Raw genomic sequence first — 18856 nt, forward strand, 5'->3', positions numbered from 1 at the left:
CTATTTCTTGAATTGGACTGCAAATCTAAGGATAATTTTTTAATCTGCAAAAAAATAATTAATTATATTTGTAACAAATATACTCAATCATGAAAAAACATCGCCATTCTCGCCTCATATTTTTCTGTTTCCCCTTGTTGTCTTTGGCTTTATTTATGGGCTGTAGAAAGGATTTCGACTTTGAACCCAATATTGAAAATTTAAAGTTTTCGGAAGAAAATATTTTGCTTGATCCCGTGCTAAATTTTTCAAATTCACCTACTTATTTGATCAAGGTTTTCAATACAAGCGATACCGATATCGAAATTCCTAGCATTTATTTAAAGAAAAAATCAAATTCTTATTACAGAATCAATGTAGATGGGCGTGCGGGGTATGAGTTTAGCAATGTGCCTTTGAGAGCCAAGGACAGTCTTACGATTTTTCTGAGCGTAGCGGCAGAAAAGCCTTTGGCGGATTTGTATAAAGATCAAATTGTTTTTCAAGATTTAAATAAAAGCAAAGAAATCAATGTTTTAACTTTAATTGCTAAGGCAAAATATTATTATCCAGAAAAAGGGCAAGAAAACTTATTCTTAAATGAGAATACTACTTTTAATAAAGAGATGTACCATGTGATAAGTGGAAATTTAGTCGTGGCGGAAGGCATAAAATTAAACATCGAGGCAGGGACTAAAGTTTTGTTTTATGAAAATGGTAGGCTGTCTACGGCTGCGAATGCAAGTTTAGAAATCAACGGAGAACTAGATTTGCCTGTGGTGTTTAAAACCTATAAAAATGAAATAAAATACGACACAATTCCATCGCAGTGGAGGGGGATTAATGTAGGCGAAAATGCTCGCTTAACTATGAATTATGCCGAAATCATCGGGGCAGAAAATGCGTTAAATATAGCAGAAGCTGCGCAGGCTACGATTAAAAATACCAAAATTTATAATTCTGGCGTTAATGCAATTGAGGCAAATCACGCAACGATTAAGGCTGCAAATTTAGTGATAAACAATGCTTTGCAAAACGGAATTTTGCTCAAAAATGGTGGAAATTATGAATTTTCGTTTTGCAGCATTGCCGATATGTGGCGTGCGGGCTCGTGGGGAATGGGCGAGAATTTGCCTATGTATGTGAGCGATTTTTTAAGCAAAGATGGCGTAGAAACCGTGAATCCTTTAACCTTGAGAATCAATAATTCTATATTATATGGCAATGCGAGCAATGGGCTCCAGCTTGATTTAAAAGGTGGAATTGCCAATTCTATCGAAATCAGAAATTCTTTGATTAAAAACGACAATCCTAAAACTTTGGATTTGAAATCTCCAATTTTTAAAGATATTATTACACAAAATCCAAAATTTAAAAACACTAATTTCTTTTCTCCAGATTTGGGGCTGAAAGATAATTCACCAGCTTTGGGAAAAGGAAATGCCGCCGATGTGAAAAATAATCAGCTCACTATTGAAGGCAAGCCGAGAGCTACGCCTCCCAATTTAGGAGCGTATTAATCAATAAATTCATCGTATTCGAGCAAAACTTTTTTCAGTGAATTTTTATCGATTCCGTTTTTGGATTCAAAATTTAAATCAATCAAAATATCGTTTTTGTGGCGATTGTGATTGAATAATGAGTCCAAGATGTGATTGTAGGAATATTCGCTGATGTGTATCGAGTGGATTTTTTGTTTGCTTGAATCTATTTTAAATAATTGATTTCCATCGTGATTGAAAGAGATTTCTTTGATCTTGAGATTGTAGTCTTTTTCATTTTTGATAAAATCATCATTCTTTAAGAAAGGTACGCAAACTATAATTAAAGCGAAAAAATTCCATAAGCTATGTAGCAAAATACCACTGATGAAATTGAAGCGTACACGAATGAAGGCGATTAAAAATCCCCCGAAAATCTGTGTGGAAACAATTAGTGGTGCTAAAATATAGAATAGCGTAGAGCTGTTTTCGTAATTGCTAATGTGCACTAAACCAAAGCTAAGCGTAGAGAAATAAACGAGATATTTAAAGATTCTGTCCCATTTATCTCTGGAAATAAAGAAATGATAGAATTTGCGATATTTCAGCCAAGATCTGAAAATAATTTCTTCTGACAAGGGTGCTAAAACCGAGTATAGAAACAATTTAACCCAAAAAGTGTTCTGGCTATATATGATTCTTGGTTCCATTACCATCGATTCCACTTTGTCTAGCAGTAGAATTAGTGGCATATAAAACACCAAATTGATAAGAATATCTATGAGAAAAATTATGAAAAGGTATCGAAAGTTTTTGACCAAAGAATAATTGTCAATTCTCTGATCGGTAGGATTTTTAATAAATTCTACAATCTCAAAAAATATCTTTTTCATGCGTTTCTTAATCTTCGTCCCAAGTAGCGTTTGAGTAGGTGCGCCATTTTTCGAGCAACTGTGTCATGTCTTCTGGCACAGGCGATTCAAAATCAAGTTGCTCGCCCGTTACAGGGTGCTCGAAGCCCAAAGTTTGTGCATGCAAGGCTTGGCGCGGACAAACTTGAAAACAATTTTGCACGAATTGCTTGTATTTTGTAAAAGTGGTTCCTTTTAGGATTTCATCGCCACCATAGCGTTCATCGTTGAAAAGCGTGTGCCCAATATGCTTCATATGTGCGCGAATCTGGTGCGTGCGACCAGTTTCCAATTTACACTGAACTACGGTGATATAGCCCAATCGCTCCAAAACTTTGAAATGCGTAACGGCATGTTTCCCTTGCGAGCCGTCTTCAAATACAGCCATTTGCATTCGGTTGTTGGGGTTGCGTCCTATGTGCCCCACGATGGTGCCCTCGTCTTCTTCGATGTTGCCCCATACGATGGCGGTGTATAATCGGCGTGTGGTGCGGTTGAAGAATTGCTTGGCTAAATGATCCATCGCATATTCTGTCTTGGCAATCACAAGCAGTCCACTCGTGTCTTTGTCAATTCTGTGTACTAGTCCTGGTCTTTCCAGTTCAGCAGTGAGCGATGGGAGATTATCGAAATGATATTTTAAGGCATTTACCAGCGTGCCAGAATAATTTCCGTGTCCTGGGTGCACCACCATGCCAGGTGCTTTGTTTACAACAATTACGCTCTCATCTTCGTAAACGATGTCCACAGGAATGTTTTGCGGAATTATCACATTTTCTCGTGGCGGATAGCTGAGCACGACTTTCACTTCGTCGCCAGCTTTTACACGATAATTTTGTTTTACGGCTTCATCGTTTACAAGAATATTGCCTGCTTTTGCTGCTTGCTGAATTTTATTTCGAGTAGCATTTTCGATGAAGTTCATGAGAAATTTATCCACGCGCAAGGGCTGTTGTCCCTTGTCGGCAGTAAATCTATAATGCTCATACAACTCATCTTCCTCTTCGGTAGGCTCGTATGCCTCTTGGTGTTCTTTCATAGATTAATCGATACTAATTCCAGTAGTGTCAATTTTTGGTTTATGGGTTGTATTATTTTTATCGTGTTTTTTGAGATTATTTTTTACCGCTTCGTCGTATTTTATTTGATTTCTAATCTCCTCTGGCAAATCATTAATTCTAATTTCTTTAGACCTTTGAATAGATTTATAGTACAAAGAATCCTCATCTTTAATTTTTCTACGGAATATAATGTCTAGCGAATCGGTTTGATTTTTTAGCTCAGAAAGCATCTTAGTCGAAAGCCAAATCGAGATTGGTCTTCCCTCATCATAAGTATCGGTGTATGGTGGATCTTGGTACACTACAGTTCCATTGATGGTATCTTGTTCTGTGCCGAAAAATCTTATGCTTCCAAGCTCAAAATAATGATCAAGAATTGCCTTTCTTGCTTCTTGCAAAGTCATTCCAATTAAATTTGGCACAGGCATATCCAGGTCAAAACCTTTACCTAGAACTAAATCCACTATACTACCTCTTGGTAAAAAAGTTCCCGCTGCAACTTCTTTTCCGTTAAATAAAACTTTTAGCACAGCATCTTTTGCAGGATCTTTGACATAAATTGTATCGCCCACCACAAAATGTCTCATGCTTAATTGAGTGAAGGCTAATCTTTTACTCTTGTCAATTAAATTAGGCAATTGCACAGGTTGCCAAGTTCTTGGGTTGGATTTAATAAAGATTCTACGCCCAGGTTTTACGGTAGAACCTGCATTAGGATAGAAGTCTAAAACCGCAAAGGGTTTATAATCTTCTGAATATTTTACACTATCTACGGAGTATTCAAGCCCTAAATCGTCGAGCGTTTTCATCGCTTGCTGAATGTTCATAGAAGATAAGTCTGGCACTTTTATTTTCACATTATGGTTGGTGTAGTCGTTCAACCATTTGAAAGTGAAATACCAAAGGCCCACGAGTAGTCCCGCGCCGATTAAAATATTAAGCCATAGCTTCCAGCTGATGAGTGCTTTTAGAAAATTCATATATTAATGATTCAATGTGCAAATATAAACAATTCATTTATTAAGATGTAGAAAGATATGATTTTTATACATCGCCAAAGGTGTTCATATCCACTTTTGGTTTTTCTTTGGTTTCTTTGTTCTCAGGTGTCAAAATTAAGCCCAAAAGCATGATGAGCATGGAGAGTAAAATTACGATTAAAAGCACTTTTTCATTCACAAAATCATTGCTCATGGCAAGTGGCAGATCAAGGAAAAGCAAAATCGTAATTAGCCCTCGTGGGGCAATGCTCGCTGTGGGCAAAATATTGCGTGGTTGTGTGGCTGCAAAATACCCAAAGCGTACAAAAAATATTATCCCGATAATGGCTAAACCATATAAATAGGTAGCCGTGTTGCTAAACATGTCTAAAGTAATATTAAACCCAAAGAATAGGAAAAATCCCGTACGGATTAAAAATGTAGATTCTGCGGTGAGCAAATGAAACTCGTGCAAACCTTCATTCACCTTTTTGGTAGGGATATATTTTTTAAACTTATCGGGTAGCATATCTCGGGTATTTGCCATGAATAATCCGAAGAAGAAAATGATAATCAAAGCTGAAAGATGGAATTTTTTAGCAATGACATAAGCTAGGATTAATAAGGCTAAAATCAAGAAAAATTTGACATTATGCGATATTTTTTCAATTAAAGTGAAGAGTATGTAAATCACTACAAAGGAAACGATTACCACAATGACCATTTCTAAAATAAGTGAGCCAAATGACCCGATGGTAATAGATTTTGCGACTTCGTAGGGTTCTCCGTTGGAGTCGATGATGTGTGGTTTGATAAAATAGAATAGAATAATCCCTAAAATGTCTGAAAATGTGGATTCGTACACCACAAATTCTTTATCTTTTTCGATGAGTCCCGCAGCACTAGGTATCGCTACCGCACTACTGATGATTGCAAGTGGCGTTACTTCCAGCATTGCGTTTAGAAAAGGGACGCCTAGCCAATAATTTACAAGCAGAGCTAGCCCCGTGGCAGTGAGCAATAAAATGACCAGTGCCGAGATAAATCCCTTGAAGATAATTCCCTTTTTTTCTTTGTTGATTTTGAGTTCTAGTGCCCCCTCGAGCACGATTAAAATCAGCCCAATAGTCCCGAAGGTAGGTATAATTTTATCTAAATAAGGAATATGGTAATGAAAACTATCGGCTAAAAAACGAAGCCCAATCCCCGTCGCAATCAGTAGGATTACAGAGGGGAATTGGGTGTTTCTTGCTATAGTATCAAATAAATAGGAAAATATAATAAGGATGGACATTCCGCCCATGATTAAATATATATCCATCAGAGATATTTTAGAATTTGGTAGTTGCAAGTTTAGCCATCTCCACGATTACATCGGTGGCTTTTTCCATAGATTCGAGCGTTACATACTCAAAACGGCTGTGGAAATTTTGTCCGCCCGCAAAGATGTTAGGGCAAGGCAATCCTTTGTAAGAAAGCTGAGCCCCGTCTGTTCCCCCGCGGATTGGTTTAATTAATGGCTTAATATCAAGATTTTTCATAGCTTGCTCTGCCAAATCTACGATATACATTTTATCTTTGATGTGCTGATGCATGTTGAAGTATTGGTCTTTGATAGTGGTGATTACACGCTCTTCGCCCAATTCATCATTCATTTGTTTTGTAATATCTTGAAGCAATTTTTTGCGTGCCTCAAATTTTTCCAAATCATGGTCGCGAATGATTAATTCTAAATTCACTTCGTCTACATCACCGCAAATATAACTTTGGTGGAAGAAACCTTCTCGCCCTTCGGTGCGTTCTGGCACTTCGTTTTCTGGGAGCAAATCACCAAATCTTCTATACAAATGCAACGCATTTACCAATTTACCTTTAGCATAACCAGGGTGAACCACTTTTCCCACGAATTTCACCTTAGCTCCCGCAGCGTTGAAGTTTTCATACTCCAATTCACCTACAGAACTTCCGTCCATGGTATAAGCGAAATCTGCACCAAATTTCTCAACATCAAATAGATGAGCACCTTTTCCCACCTCTTCGTCTGGAGTGAATCCTACCGCAATGCGTGGTCTTGGAATCTCAGGGTGAGCGATGAGATATTCCACTGCCGTTACGATTTCTGCAATACCCGCTTTGTCATCTGCTCCAAGCAAAGTAGTCCCGTCGGTAGTGATTAAAGTTTCGCCTTTATATTCAGCCAATTCAGGAAATTCAGAAACACGCAAAACAATGTCTTCTGCTTTGTTTAGCACCACATCTTTTCCGTCGTAATTTTCCCAAATTTGAGGATTTACATTTTCTCCGCTGAAGTCTGGCGAAGTATCAAAGTGAGCAATAAACCCAATTGTTGGTAGCTCTTTATCTTGATTGCTAGGCAAATAACCCATTACATAGGCATGGTCGTCTATACTTACATCTTCAAGCCCAAGCTCCTCCAATTCATTTTTAAGGTATCTCGCCAAATCCCATTGGCGCTCAGTACTAGGAATTTGCTCCACATCTGGCTCACTCGTTGTGTAAACCTTGGTGTAGCCTATAAATCTTTCAAGTAATTTTTTACTCCATTTAGCGTCCATAGATATAAATTTTTTGTAAAAGTAGTAATTTTAAATTACATTTAACCAAGATTTAAGCCATTAAATTATCTATGATACACATTACCGAAAGCCCCCTTGCAGCAATTGCTGCGATGTCAAAAGCCCCTGATTTAGAAAAGATATTTTCTTACTATAAATCACTTTTTAGAGTGAACTTCAATTATTTAGATTTTGAATTAAACGAAAAAAATTATTCCGAATATGCTCATTTTTTGAGTGAGTTTAAAGCACAAAAAACTGATACTCAAATTTGTGTAAAAGTTACAACAAGCAAGTTGCATGAAAAACTGATTTTAGCTAAATTTTGGGATTATTGGCTTTTGGACATCGATGAATTTTTTACTAAAAAAACGATTTTTAATGATTTTTTTAAGGCAGATCAATCTTTAGCACAAAAGATAATTCTTTTGGTGCCATTTTCTTTTTTCATGGCTAAAGAATCCGAGCATTTATTCCAAGAGATTTCAGATTTAAAAATAACCAAAATTCGCATTTTGGAGGACGAAGAAAATCAGAATTTAAACGATTTTGAAAAGATATTGCAAATGCTTGAAAATTATAATTTTGAGCATTTTTGGCATTTAAAAACTCATGACGAGAATTGGCAAGCTAGCATAGAAAAATTACACGCGCTGGGCGAACGAAATTTTGTGAGCTGTTTGCACGGTTTGCAACACCAGATACCAACCGAAAATCTCATCAGTTTTGCCAATGTGCATCGAGCACCGATAAGCATCAGAACTTTGGCTTTTGAGCATGCCTACAATCGGGCATTATATTTGTTTGGAGAGCAATAATTTGCATAAAACCAAGATAAGCATTACTTTAGTGCAATTAAAAACAGAACCAAAATCGATGAAAAAAATAGGAATTTTAATGATTTTAATAAGTTCTCTGTCGCTAGCACAGCAGAATTTCATTAAAGTAAATAACTCCAAAATCAGCGTAAAAGAGTTTAAACAAAAATATAAAAATAATATTGAGGCAGAGGGCGTTGCCAATGCGATTAAGGATTATGTGGGGTATGAATTGATGCGCCAAAAGGCTTTGGAAGATAGGGCAGATACAACTTATTATTACAAACAATTGTATAAAAATAATTTAGAAAATTACACGCGTCCGTTTTGGGACAGTTTGCTCATTGCCAAAGGAAAAGAATTTAAAATCCCAATCGATTCGCTCAATGAGCAGCAGAAGAAAAATGTGATAAATAATTTGCTATTGTTTCAGAATTTACAACAATTAAGGCTGGATTCTGCCGCAATTGTTCAGGTGAATAAAGCACTCGGGGAAGATTATTTAAACACGGCTCAAAAAACTAATTTCAAAGGAAATAAAGCCATTTTTACCACGCCAACGGGGAAATTTACGCAGCAAGATTACATCCAAATGCTCAACGAAGTAAAAGGGGGCGATGTGAAAAAGAAAAATCTTTCTGCTTTGATGAAAGATGGCTATTATTTGGTGAGAGATAAATTTCTGTTAGAAGATATAAAAAATCATTTAGGAAAATATTATCCAGCGTATCAACGCCTTACCGATGATTTGAAAAATACAATCCTCATTAATTATTTCATAGAAAAACACATTTATCACGAGGCAGATCAAGACCAAGCGGGGAAGAAAGCTTATTTAGCTAAAAATCAATCGCAATACACTTGGCCAGATCGTTATGAATTAAACATTTTTAGATACATAAATGAGCCAGACGCTAAGCAAGTAATGCAGTGGCTTAAGCAAGGAAAAACAGCCGATTTTGTAGAAAAACAATATACCGATCAATGGGTGGGCAATCAGCCAAAAGTATTTCACAACGAAGGTTTTTTCTTGGTTAATTCTCCTGAGCTTGGAAAATTAAACCCAAACGAAAAAGTGCAGAAATCCACTTTTCGCAATGCTCCAGCGGTGATTCAAATTGTGCGTTTGGTGCCCCCAACACCGATGACGATGGAAGAGGCAGGAAACACTTTGAGAGACGATTACCGCAGCTTTTATTTTGACAAAGTGATGAATGATTTAAGAAAAAATGCCCAAGTAGAAATTCCTGCAGAATTGAAATAAATGATGAGAGATTTAACTAAAATATTACTGATTTCGGTGGTGTTTTTCGCATCTTGCAAAGATTCCGATTCGGGCGAGTGGGTGGCGAAATACAAAGATTATGAATTGCCTACCAGCGAATTAAAAAGTGTGATTCCTGTGGGCGTTTCCTCGGAAGATAGTGCGAAATTGGCGCAAAACTACATAGATAATTGGTTGAAATCTAAAGTCTTGATGGAAAGTAGCGAAGATATTTTGTCTAAAGATCAATTGCTTGACATTGAGGTGAAGGTAGAAAGCTATAAAAATGATTTGATTTTAAACGAAATCGAGGAGCAGTGGCTGGCAGAAAATCCGCCCAAAGAACCTACTGATGCGGAGATTGAGGCTTTTTACAAAGAAAATCCTGCAATAATTCCTGTGAGAAATACGATTTTGGAATATCAATTCATTTCTGTGAATCCAGACCAAGTTTCGGAGGTGAAAAAATGGATGAGGCAAGGAAGCCCCGAGGCGATGCAATCACTTAAAAATTTAGCCAACGAAAATAAATTTACGGCTCAATTAGGTGATAACGAATGGATTGATTGGAAAGATTTTTTGAAATTAATGCAGCTACCACCCGATACGCCAAAGAGCCGCTTTTTGCAAAGAGATCGTGTATTTGAAATTAATCAACAAGCAAAGGTTATTGTGCTTAAAATTTCTAACTTTGCCACCGAAGGGCAATCTGCACCAATTGGCTATGCAAAAAGAGCCCTAAAAAATATTATATTAAATAAAAGAAAGCTAAATTTGCTTTCTCAAAAAAAAGAAGAATTATACCAAAAAGCAATATATGATAAAGAAATTGAACGCAAATAAATTATGGATAGCACTATTGTGTGCCTTGCCTGTGATCGGTTTTTCGCAAAGTCACAAAGTGGACGGAGTAGAAGCGGTGGTAGGTCACGAGATTGTTTTGCAATCCGACATTGATCGTGATTACGAAATTGCTAAACAAAACGGACAAACTTTCCCAGATAAATGTAGCTTTCTCAACAATATGCTAGTACAGAAAATGGTTCTGAACCATGCTAAAAACGATACGCTAGTGAAAATCGCCGACGATAGAATCAAAGCGAGAGCAGAAGCCGTTTTGGAAGATTTTAGAAACCGCGCGACCGATGCACAATTGTTACAAGTCTATGGGGTGAAAACCATTCCAGAGCTTAAAAATTTATTGGAAAATATCGTGCGCGAAAATGCTCTAATTGAAACTAAAAAATCAATGATTGATGAGAATGTAGATGCGTCGCCAGAAGATGTGAAAAATTTCTTTGAGAAAAACAAAAGCGAGTTGCCAAGAGTAAACGAAGAGGTAGAGCTTGCGCACATCATCATTTATCCAGAAATTACCGAAGCGCACAAACAGCAAATCATCGATTCGTTGAAGCAAATCAAAAAAGATATTGAAAACGGGGAAAGTTTTGCAACCAAAGCAACTTTGTTTTCGCAAGATCCAGGTTCTGCAAGCCAAGGCGGATTGTATAAAAACATCAAAAGAGGAAAATTCGTTCCTGAGTTTGATGCCGTAGCCTTCAACCTAGAAGAAGGACAAATTTCGGATCCCGTAGAAACAGAATTTGGTTATCACATCATTAAATTAGACAAGCGTTTAGGACAAGCCATCGATGTTCGTCATATTTTATTGGTGCCAAAGCCTACCCAAGCGGAAATCGATTCGGCTAAGGTGAAATTAGAGAAAATCAAGCAAGATATAAAATTAGGAAAAATAACATTTAAAGAAGCTGCTTTGCAAAATTCTGTGGATAAGTACACAAGATTTAACGGAGGAGTGCTTACTAATCCTCAAACGGGCGAAGATCGCTTTGAGCGTAGTAGCTTGCCATACAACCAAGTGTATGCTTTGGCGGGATTGCAAAAAGGCGATATCAGTGATATTTTTGAATCTGAATACAAAAACAAAAAAGTGCTTTCAATCCTTCAATTAATCGATGTGATTCCTGCACACCAAATCAGTCTAAGCACCGATTACACCAGATTGAAAAACTATACTTTACAAAAGAAAAAACAAGAGGTTTTGTACGACTGGATTCGCAAAAACTTACCAAACACTTACATTAAAATAGGAAAAGATTACCAAAATTGTAATTTTGAGTTCAATTGGTTGAAGAAGTAAGATGAAAGATTCTTAAAGAAAAAAGAGACTCAAGTGAGTCTCTTTTTTTATGTTGTAAAATATAGCAAAATCTTATTTTTTAATAATAGTAAAACTCAGCGGCGGCAGGCTCATAATGCGCTCCACAGGACAGTCATTCCAGACATCGTATCCTTTTAAGTGTAAAGGGATAAATTCTAAATTAATCGTTTCGGTGTGATTGTTAAATGCGATGATAAAACGCTCGTTTCCTCGCTTTCTCTGAACGATTAATAAATCTTGATCGGTGTAGAGAAAACGAGTCGTTCCTTTGTTTAAAACTTCGTGCTTTTTGCGTAGCGCAATGATTTTTTTGTAAAAAGCGTGTAATTCATCATTAAAGCCCACTTCGTTATAGATGGATTCTGCTTCCTCAAACGGATTTGCCGTTTCAGGATCGAAGTCAAATTCTTTCCACCAGAGGGGTTTTCTACAATCGGGGTCATCTGCACCCCACATGCCCATTTCGTCGCCCGCCCAAATTTGTGGTGCGCCTGGCATCGTAAATTGGAAAACCAAAAAGTTTTTAACTCTTAAATAAGTTTCTTCATCAGGCTTTTGTGTTTTGTAGGACACATCATCCATTGGTTTGGCTAAATGTTTGTATTTTCCTTTGTTAAAGAAAGAAGTGAGCAGGCGAGGCGTGTCGTGCGAGGCACTCATCATCATCAAGCAATCTATGGTACTGCGTTTCATGCCCGAAACTGATAGTCTTAGATTTTCCGCCATATCTAGAGCACCTGCATATTGTTCGTTTCGTCCGAAAAAAGCACGCGCAAAACGATAACCTTGATAAAACATGATTGAATCGAAAATATCCCCTTTTAGATAAGGGCGAGGATCCATCATTTTATCTGGCCAAGTTTCCCACCAGATTTCGCCTACAAGCAGCGCATCGGGTTTCACATGGCGCACGCGTTGTCTGAATTTACGCCAAAAATTCATTCCAATTTGGTCGGCAACATCTAGGCGGTAGCCATCAATTCCCTTGCTTGGATCTCCATCGGGCGCGAGCCAGCGTTGAGCCACTTTTAGAATATGTGATTTTAAACTTTCATCTAAATCCCCTTCGTATGGGAAACCACTCACTTTCTCAGAATATTGAATTTTTCTGAACTCTGGCATTTCTTTCACGCCAGACCAGCCTTGGTAGGATAGTTCTGCGTCTTCTTGGTCATCATCGAACTCAGAAATATTATACCAAGTTTTGTAAGGAGATTTATTTTTATTTTTAACTAAATCTTGCCATGCCCAAAACTCATTTCCTGTATGATTCCAAGAAAAATCAATGATGATGTGCATGTTGCGGGCATGTACTTTTTCCACCAATTCTAGGAAAAGTAAATCGGCACTTGTCCACTGCCAAGTGCTGGGATCGGCAGGGTCTTCTTGAGCAATTATCTTTTTGTCGCCTTCTGGATCGGGACCAAAATGAATGTCTACATGATGATAATATCTCGCATCGTATTTGTGCAATGATGGCGAATCATTGATGGGGTTTAAGTATAGAGCATTAATGCCCAAGTCTTCTAAATAATCTAATTTATCAATAATCCCTTGAATATCTCCCCCATATCTTCTGCCTTGTACTTGGTCATACCACTGTTGCATCAGCAATTTGTCGGGGGAGTGGGGCGGATTGGCATACCAGTCGCTAGTCCAGCGAGTAATTTGCCAAGTTTCGTCTAAATTTCCAGGCCAAGCACTTTTGATATTTTCAAGTTTAGGGTCGTTGCTGTGGTCTGCATTGTAAAATCGCTCCACAAGAATCTGGTACCAGATCGCATTTTTTGCCCATTCTGGAGGCGAATCATATGCTGTGTGTGAAGCTTTGAAATCCATATTTTACTGATTTTTGTATTTCTCTATCGCCGTTTTGATTTTTTCCATTCGGTTGGTAGGGCTTGGGTGGGTACTCGTAAATTCTGGCTGACGATTGCCGCCTGAGGCTTCTTCGAGCACTTTCATTACTTCGATGAGCTCGTGAGGATCATATCCCGCTTCAATCATAAATCTTACGCCTAAATCATCGGCTTCTAGCTCATCGCCACGCCCGTATTTTAGATTAATCATATTGGCAATCATTTGAGCATATTGTGCAGAGTTTACATCGCCACCTGCAACGCCTGCTGCGCCTACAAGTCCTTGTGTGAGCTGCTGTTTCGCCATTTGCTCTGCGCTGTGTCTTGCTACCACATGTCCAATTTCGTGCCCTAGAACGCCCGCTATTTGCCCTTCGGTTTTTAATCTTTTAAGCAAACCTACGGTAATAAAAATTTGTCCGCCGGGTAGGGCAAAAGCATTTACCGTATTAGGATCTGCAAGTACATGGAAATTAAATTGATATGGCGTTTTGTGCGCGGCACTATTATTTACAATCTTATGCCCAAGTTGTTTAATAAATTCTTGCGTTCTAGCATCTTGTAGCAAGCCACCAGATTCTCTAATCATATAATCGCGCCCGTCCAGTCCCAAACGAATTTCTTGCTCAGGGCTGATGCTTATGTGTTGCTTCTCGCCCGTGATTTCGTTCATGGAGCTATTTGAGTAATATCTAAACAACGCAAATAATGCAATTCCAATGGCAATGATTAATCTAAAAAAAACTTTATTAGTTCTCATTTTTTTTACTGAATTCAGATAGCAATTTACTATTTATAATTGTAAAAAATACAATAATTAATAGATTTTTAAATTTAAAATTTAGTTTTAATAAAATGGAATAAAAGTAGCCCCCAGCCCAAAATCATCAACATGCCACCAATGGGTGTGATAGGCCCGAGAATACTGGTAGGAACCGAAATTTTCTCCGAAAAAGCAAGAATGAAAATACTCACCGAAAAGAAAAAACAGCCAATCATGATTAAAATAGCGGCGTAGTTTTCTATACTTGTTTTAAAATTTAAGTAAAAACCTAAAATCAGAAGCAATAAAGCATGATACATCATGTAGCGCACCCCGACTTCAAAACTCATTAGTTTCTCAACCGAAAGAATTTTCTTGAATGCATGTGCCCCAAAGGCTCCTAATATGATGGAAGCCATGCCATAAGCTGCTCCTACGATAAGTGTAATTTGTTTCATTTTATGGTAGTTTTTTATTTTCCGGCTACAAAATCTTTTAGATAAAAAGGCTCAAAATAAGCCACATCTTCAAACTGTTGATTTTGATATAATTTAAACGATTCTGCACACATATCTTTGGCAGAAGGCAAGCTTTCGGTGAGATAAGTGGCATTTTCGAGTTTTAGGATTTCGCTGGCTTTGCTTGCGCCATCGCCCAAAACAATGATTTTCTTATTATTAAAAGATTGAAAACTTGTTTCATCTAAAATTTTAGCATTCGTTTTTTCGATAATTTGCATTTGTGGGGTAAAGGTTGCTGTGTAGACTTCCTTTCGGCGAGCATCAATCATCGGGATAATGTAGTCTGCATTATTTTCATTTTCGACTGAACGCGCCAAAATTTCCAGAGAATTTAAACTCAACAATGGAATGTTTAACGAAAAACATAAGCCCTTTGCCGCCGAAACCCCGATGCGCAATCCTGTGTAGCTGCCCGGGCCTTTGCTCACGCAAACGGCGTCCAAATCCTCAAAAGATAAATCTTCTGCCTCCAGAGCCCATTGCATAAAACGGTGAAGCTTTTCGGCGTGTTCATAATTCTCTTTGCTTTCTTCGCAAAGTGCCACCAGCTTGCCATCTCGAGCCACAGAGACCGAGCAATTGCGGGTGGAGGTTTCTATATTTAAAATTAAAGCCATTTTTTAATTAAATGTAATCGGTTTGTCTAAATAAAAATCAAGGACTTTTAGGCTGAAAATATAATTGTATTTAGCTTGTAAAAGTTCTGATTTTGCACTAAATAATCGTTCGGCTGCTTGATTGAAATCATACAGCGTGATTTTGCCTGCATCTAAGCTTTTTTGAGCAAAATCCATGGATACTTCTGCGGATTTTACTGCCTCTTGCACGGCAATAAATTTTTGATAATTGCTCGAGGTGTTGAAATAAGCTTTTTGGATTTCTTCTTTGAGTTGTTGTTTTTTGATCTCAATATCTTTTTCTGCCATTTGTGCTTGCAGTTCAGCATTTTCGACATTTAATTTGGTGAGATTTTTATTAAAAATCGGAATATTGAGATTTAGCCCAAAATTGTGCGTGTGGTTGTTCCACCATTGGTCAAAAAGCCTATCGGAATCAATGCCTTTGTTCAAATACGCTCGGTAATTGGTGCCGATGCCATAAGAGGCAGAAAGGCTTGGCCAGAATTCGGTTTTGGCTAATTCTATGTCTTTCAGAGAGCTTTGTGCTTTAATTTCAGCATTTTTAATCCTTGGTTGATTTTGATACGCGTGCGCAATTACTTGGTCTATATTATCAATCAATCGTTGCGGATTTTCGCTTAAATTCAGCGTGAGCACATCAAAGCTTTCGGTGTCTTTTAGCTGTAAAAGTTGAGCTAAATTAAACAAAGCTTCTTGCACATTTACTTCGGCAGTTGCCACATTTTGCTTGCTACGCGCCAGTTGAGTTTTAGACTCGTAGACATTGCTGAGCGGAATTGCCCCTCCGTTAAATAATTTTTGAGTCTGTTCTAATTGATTTTCAGAAAGTTTTAATTTTTGTTGAAAGTTTAAAACCAATTCTTTTTGCAACAAAACATTCAAATATTGATTTAAGATTTGTAGCGTTAATTGATTTTCAAGTGCTTTTAAATCTTCTTGCGCAGCTTGTGCGTCGAGTTTAGCTTTCTCCTCGTTTAGTTTAAGCCTCCCGTGATTGTAGAGTAGCATATTGGCAGAAACCGACAATGAATTTTGATATAATTGAAAGCCATTGGTTTTTCCCACATACTGCTGGTTGGAGTTGGTAATCGGCACACCTTGCACCCCTGCAATTAGCCCATTTCCAATCGAGGCACTCACGGTAGGGAGTTTTTGGCGATTGGCAGCTGTTACACGATTATCGATCAATTGTGTGTTAATTCTATTTTGCTGAAGGTTGAGGTTATGCTGTTTGGCATAAGCTACCATTTGCTCAAGCGACCACTGCTGGTTTTGAGCCAAACCAAGACTGAAAAGTCCGCCAAAAACGAGAAGAAATGTCTTTTTCATATTAAGATTAAAGGCAAAAAACTCAAAAAAATGAGTTGGGTTTAATATTTTAAAATAGTAACGATTTCTGTATTGCCAATTTTTTCTCTTCCTTTCAGAAAATCGAGTTCAATCAAGAAATTAAACTGGGCAGGAATTGCTCCCACTTTGGTAACCAGTTCTGCGCACGCAGCAGCGGTGCCCCCAGTTGCTAAAACATCGTCGTGAATGAGCACTCGAGCTCCTTTTTCCAATTGCCCATCTACCATTTCTAGCGTAGCTGCTCCGTATTCTAGCTCATAAGAAGCCTCCACGGTAGGAGGTGGTAATTTTCCTTTTTTTCTAATCATTATAAAAGGAACTTTCAATGCAAGAGCGATAGGAAGTCCTAAGATAAAACCACGACTCTCTATACCGCAGACAGCATCTACTTTTCCTCTGGCTTGATCTGCAAAATAAGCAATCACTTTTTCTGAAACTTCTGGATTTTGAAACACACCGCTAAAATCTTTAAAAGAGATTCCTTTGTGCGGGAAATCTTCAACAACTCTTATGCAAGAGGCTACTTCGTTGGCTAATGTCATAACTGATGATTAATAAAGTTTGCAATTTAATAAATAATTATATAATCTCAAATAATACATTTTGATTACATTTGCATTTCAATTTTGATTATGAAAGCATTTAAAAGAGTTTTAAAATACATAAAGCCTTACAAGCTAGATTTAGTACTCACTGTATTTTTCAATATTTTATATTCCTTATTTGCCATTTTTTCGATATCCTCATTGTTCCCGATACTCAAGATTTTGTTTGACAATGTGGAGAAAAATACTACCGAAATCATTGAACCAGAAGGCGTGGGGGAATTCAGTTTTCAACATGCGCAATATTTACTGAATAAATACATTGCAGAGCAAATGAATGTTCATGGGGAATTAACGGTTTTAGCCTTCATCTGTTTAATTACGGTAACTTTGTTTTTATTGAGAAATATCTTTAGATATGCCGCTCAGTGTTATGTAATTTCGTTAAAATCAGGAATTTCTCGCGATATTAGAAACGATTTATATGCCAAAATAGTAAAATTGCCCGTTTCTTTTTTCACCGATCAACGCAAGGGCGATTTAATGAGCCGTGTGTCTAGCGATGTAGATAACATTCAGCGATATAACTTAAACCCGTTGATTGAGATATTTCGTGCTCCGTTTATGATTATAGCCTCGCTGGTAATGTTGATTTATTTAAACGCAGGTTTAACCTTGGTGGCATTCATTGTTTTGCCACTAATGGGGGGCGTGATTTCTATGATTTCTAAAAGTCTTAAAAGATCTTCGCACGAGTCTCAGCACCTGTTGGGCAGGTTGATTTCTAGTGTGGAGGAAACCATTGCTGCCAATAAAATCATTAAAATTTTCAATGCTGAAAATATTTTAACTAAACGCTTTTTTAAGCTCAATAGCACTTGGCGAAAAATCTATAATAAAGTAGAACGACGCTACGAACTTTCTTCGCCAATGAGTGAAGTTTTAGGTTCTGTAACCATGATTATTTTAGTTTTTTATGGTGGAAAAGTCATTATTGAAGGAGGGAATTTAACGGGAGAGGCATTTTTGACTTTTATCGGGATTTTTTTCCAAATGCTAGATCCTGCCAAAAGTTTGTCTAAAGCGGTAACAGACATCGCACGCGGAAATGCCTCCGCAGAGCGTGTCTTTGAAATTTTAGACGCCGATGTTGTGGTAGAGGAGCAAGCAAATGCCGTGGAAATTAATGAATTTAATCATGAAATTGAGTTTAGAAATGTAAGCTTTAGCTATGAAAAAGACACGCCAATTATCAAAAACTTTAATTTAACCATTAAAAAAGGTATGAGCGTAGCACTCGTCGGTCAGTCGGGGAGTGGGAAATCTACGATTGCCAATTTGCTCGCAAGATTTTACGATCCGCAAGAAGGAGAAATTTTGGTCGATGGCGTTTCTATTAAAGATTTAAATTTAAAAGATTTTAGAAAACTCATGGGCATGGTAACGCAAGATTCCATTTTGTTCAACGACACGGTGTATAACAACATTGCACTCGGAAAGGAAAATGCGACGCCAGAAGAAGTGTATCATGCTGCAGAGGTGGCAAATGCAAAGGAGTTTATCGAGAAATTGCCTTTAAAATACGAAGAGAATATAGGTGAGGGTGGAAGTAAGCTTTCGGGCGGACAAAAGCAGCGTCTCTCTATTGCGCGTGCTGTTCTGAAGAATCCGCCAATTATGATTTTGGACGAAGCGACTTCGGCACTTGATACGCATTCAGAAAGATTGGTGCAACAAGCACTTGATTATATGATGCAGAGCACTACATCTTTAATGATTGCTCATAGACTTTCTACCATTCAAAATGCAGATTTAATCGTGGTAATGGAGAACGGAGAAATCAAGGAGCAAGGAAAGCATGAGGAATTAATTGCCAAAACTGGAATGTATGCTCAATTGATAAAAATGCAGAATTTCGATTAATT

The 18856-nt window shown here is 37.6% G+C and carries 17 protein-coding genes; 6 read left to right on the forward strand and 11 right to left on the reverse strand.

Going from position 1 to position 18856, the window contains the following annotated elements:
* Window positions 1-89: 89 nt before the first annotated feature.
* Entirely contained in the window at window positions 90-1499 is a 1410-nt protein-coding gene (locus tag ORNRH_RS06825) for a right-handed parallel beta-helix repeat-containing protein (RefSeq protein WP_014791149.1), read from the forward strand.
* Here ORNRH_RS06825 and ORNRH_RS06830 read toward each other — a convergent pair.
* The 5 genes from ORNRH_RS06830 to pepT form a co-directional block, all read right to left on the reverse strand.
* On the reverse strand, window positions 1496-2353 hold the full coding sequence (locus ORNRH_RS06830; RefSeq protein WP_014791150.1) for a CPBP family intramembrane glutamic endopeptidase: 858 nt from the start codon (window positions 2351-2353) through the stop codon (window positions 1496-1498). The two genes, ORNRH_RS06825 and ORNRH_RS06830, sit on opposite strands and share 4 nt — an antisense overlap.
* Window positions 2354-2360: 7 nt before the next feature.
* Window positions 2361-3410 (reverse strand): RluA family pseudouridine synthase, encoded by a 1050-nt coding sequence (locus ORNRH_RS06835; RefSeq protein WP_014791151.1) that lies wholly within the window; start codon window positions 3408-3410, stop codon window positions 2361-2363.
* Between the two features lie 3 nt (window positions 3411-3413).
* Window positions 3414-4412, reverse strand: a complete 999-nt coding sequence (locus tag ORNRH_RS06840; protein WP_014791152.1) for a PASTA domain-containing protein — start codon at window positions 4410-4412, stop codon at window positions 3414-3416.
* Window positions 4413-4476: 64 nt separating this feature from the next.
* Window positions 4477-5733, reverse strand: a complete 1257-nt coding sequence (locus tag ORNRH_RS06845; protein WP_014791153.1) for a cation:proton antiporter domain-containing protein — start codon at window positions 5731-5733, stop codon at window positions 4477-4479.
* A gap of 10 nt (window positions 5734-5743) precedes the next feature.
* Entirely contained in the window at window positions 5744-6988 is a 1245-nt protein-coding gene (gene pepT, locus ORNRH_RS06850) for a peptidase T (protein ID WP_014791154.1), read from the reverse strand.
* Between the two features lie 71 nt (window positions 6989-7059).
* On the opposite strand from pepT, the gene ORNRH_RS06855 reads away from it, so the two are divergent.
* The 4 genes from ORNRH_RS06855 to ORNRH_RS06870 all read left to right on the forward strand — a co-directional run bounded on the left by ORNRH_RS06855 (window position 7060) and on the right by ORNRH_RS06870 (window position 11231).
* Window positions 7060-7806, forward strand: coding sequence for a hypothetical protein (locus tag ORNRH_RS06855; protein ID WP_014791155.1), 747 nt, complete (start codon window positions 7060-7062; stop codon window positions 7804-7806).
* Between the two features lie 79 nt (window positions 7807-7885).
* Window positions 7886-9070, forward strand: coding sequence for a peptidylprolyl isomerase (locus ORNRH_RS06860; protein ID WP_169313188.1), 1185 nt, complete (start codon window positions 7886-7888; stop codon window positions 9068-9070).
* Complete coding sequence (locus ORNRH_RS06865) at window positions 9071-9913, forward strand: hypothetical protein (RefSeq protein ID WP_036601127.1); 843 nt, start codon at window positions 9071-9073, stop codon at window positions 9911-9913.
* Window positions 9888-11231, forward strand: a complete 1344-nt coding sequence (locus ORNRH_RS06870) for a peptidylprolyl isomerase (RefSeq protein ID WP_014791158.1) — start codon at window positions 9888-9890, stop codon at window positions 11229-11231. Before ORNRH_RS06865 ends, ORNRH_RS06870 begins: the two co-directional genes overlap by 26 nt.
* A gap of 72 nt (window positions 11232-11303) precedes the next feature.
* Here the strand turns inward: ORNRH_RS06870 and ORNRH_RS06875 are convergent, their stop codons facing one another.
* The 6 genes from ORNRH_RS06875 to ORNRH_RS06900 form a co-directional block, all read right to left on the reverse strand.
* Window positions 11304-13091, reverse strand: a complete 1788-nt coding sequence (locus tag ORNRH_RS06875; protein ID WP_014791159.1) for a glycoside hydrolase family 13 protein — start codon at window positions 13089-13091, stop codon at window positions 11304-11306.
* 3 nt (window positions 13092-13094) lie between these two features.
* Entirely contained in the window at window positions 13095-13871 is a 777-nt protein-coding gene (locus ORNRH_RS06880; RefSeq protein ID WP_014791160.1) for a M48 family metallopeptidase, read from the reverse strand.
* Window positions 13872-13945: 74 nt separating this feature from the next.
* Window positions 13946-14332: a DUF423 domain-containing protein gene (locus tag ORNRH_RS06885; protein WP_014791161.1), complete on the reverse strand. Its 387-nt coding sequence runs from the start codon at window positions 14330-14332 to the stop codon at window positions 13946-13948.
* Window positions 14333-14346: 14 nt separating this feature from the next.
* On the reverse strand, window positions 14347-15012 hold the full coding sequence (gene tsaB, locus ORNRH_RS06890) for a tRNA (adenosine(37)-N6)-threonylcarbamoyltransferase complex dimerization subunit type 1 TsaB (RefSeq protein ID WP_014791162.1): 666 nt from the start codon (window positions 15010-15012) through the stop codon (window positions 14347-14349).
* A 3-nt stretch (window positions 15013-15015) separates the two neighbouring features.
* Window positions 15016-16365 (reverse strand): TolC family protein, encoded by a 1350-nt coding sequence (locus tag ORNRH_RS06895; protein ID WP_014791163.1) that lies wholly within the window; start codon window positions 16363-16365, stop codon window positions 15016-15018.
* Between the two features lie 41 nt (window positions 16366-16406).
* On the reverse strand, window positions 16407-16928 hold the full coding sequence (locus ORNRH_RS06900) for an adenine phosphoribosyltransferase (protein WP_014791164.1): 522 nt from the start codon (window positions 16926-16928) through the stop codon (window positions 16407-16409).
* A 90-nt stretch (window positions 16929-17018) separates the two neighbouring features.
* On the opposite strand from ORNRH_RS06900, the gene ORNRH_RS06905 reads away from it, so the two are divergent.
* Window positions 17019-18854 carry an ABC transporter ATP-binding protein gene (locus ORNRH_RS06905; protein WP_014791165.1) on the forward strand — a complete coding sequence of 612 codons (1836 nt, stop codon included), beginning with the start codon at window positions 17019-17021 and terminating at the stop codon, window positions 18852-18854.
* Window positions 18855-18856: the final 2 nt, after the last annotated feature.

Source organism: Ornithobacterium rhinotracheale DSM 15997, assembly GCF_000265465.1.
GTDB classification, from domain to species: Bacteria; Bacteroidota; Bacteroidia; order Flavobacteriales; family Weeksellaceae; genus Ornithobacterium; species Ornithobacterium rhinotracheale.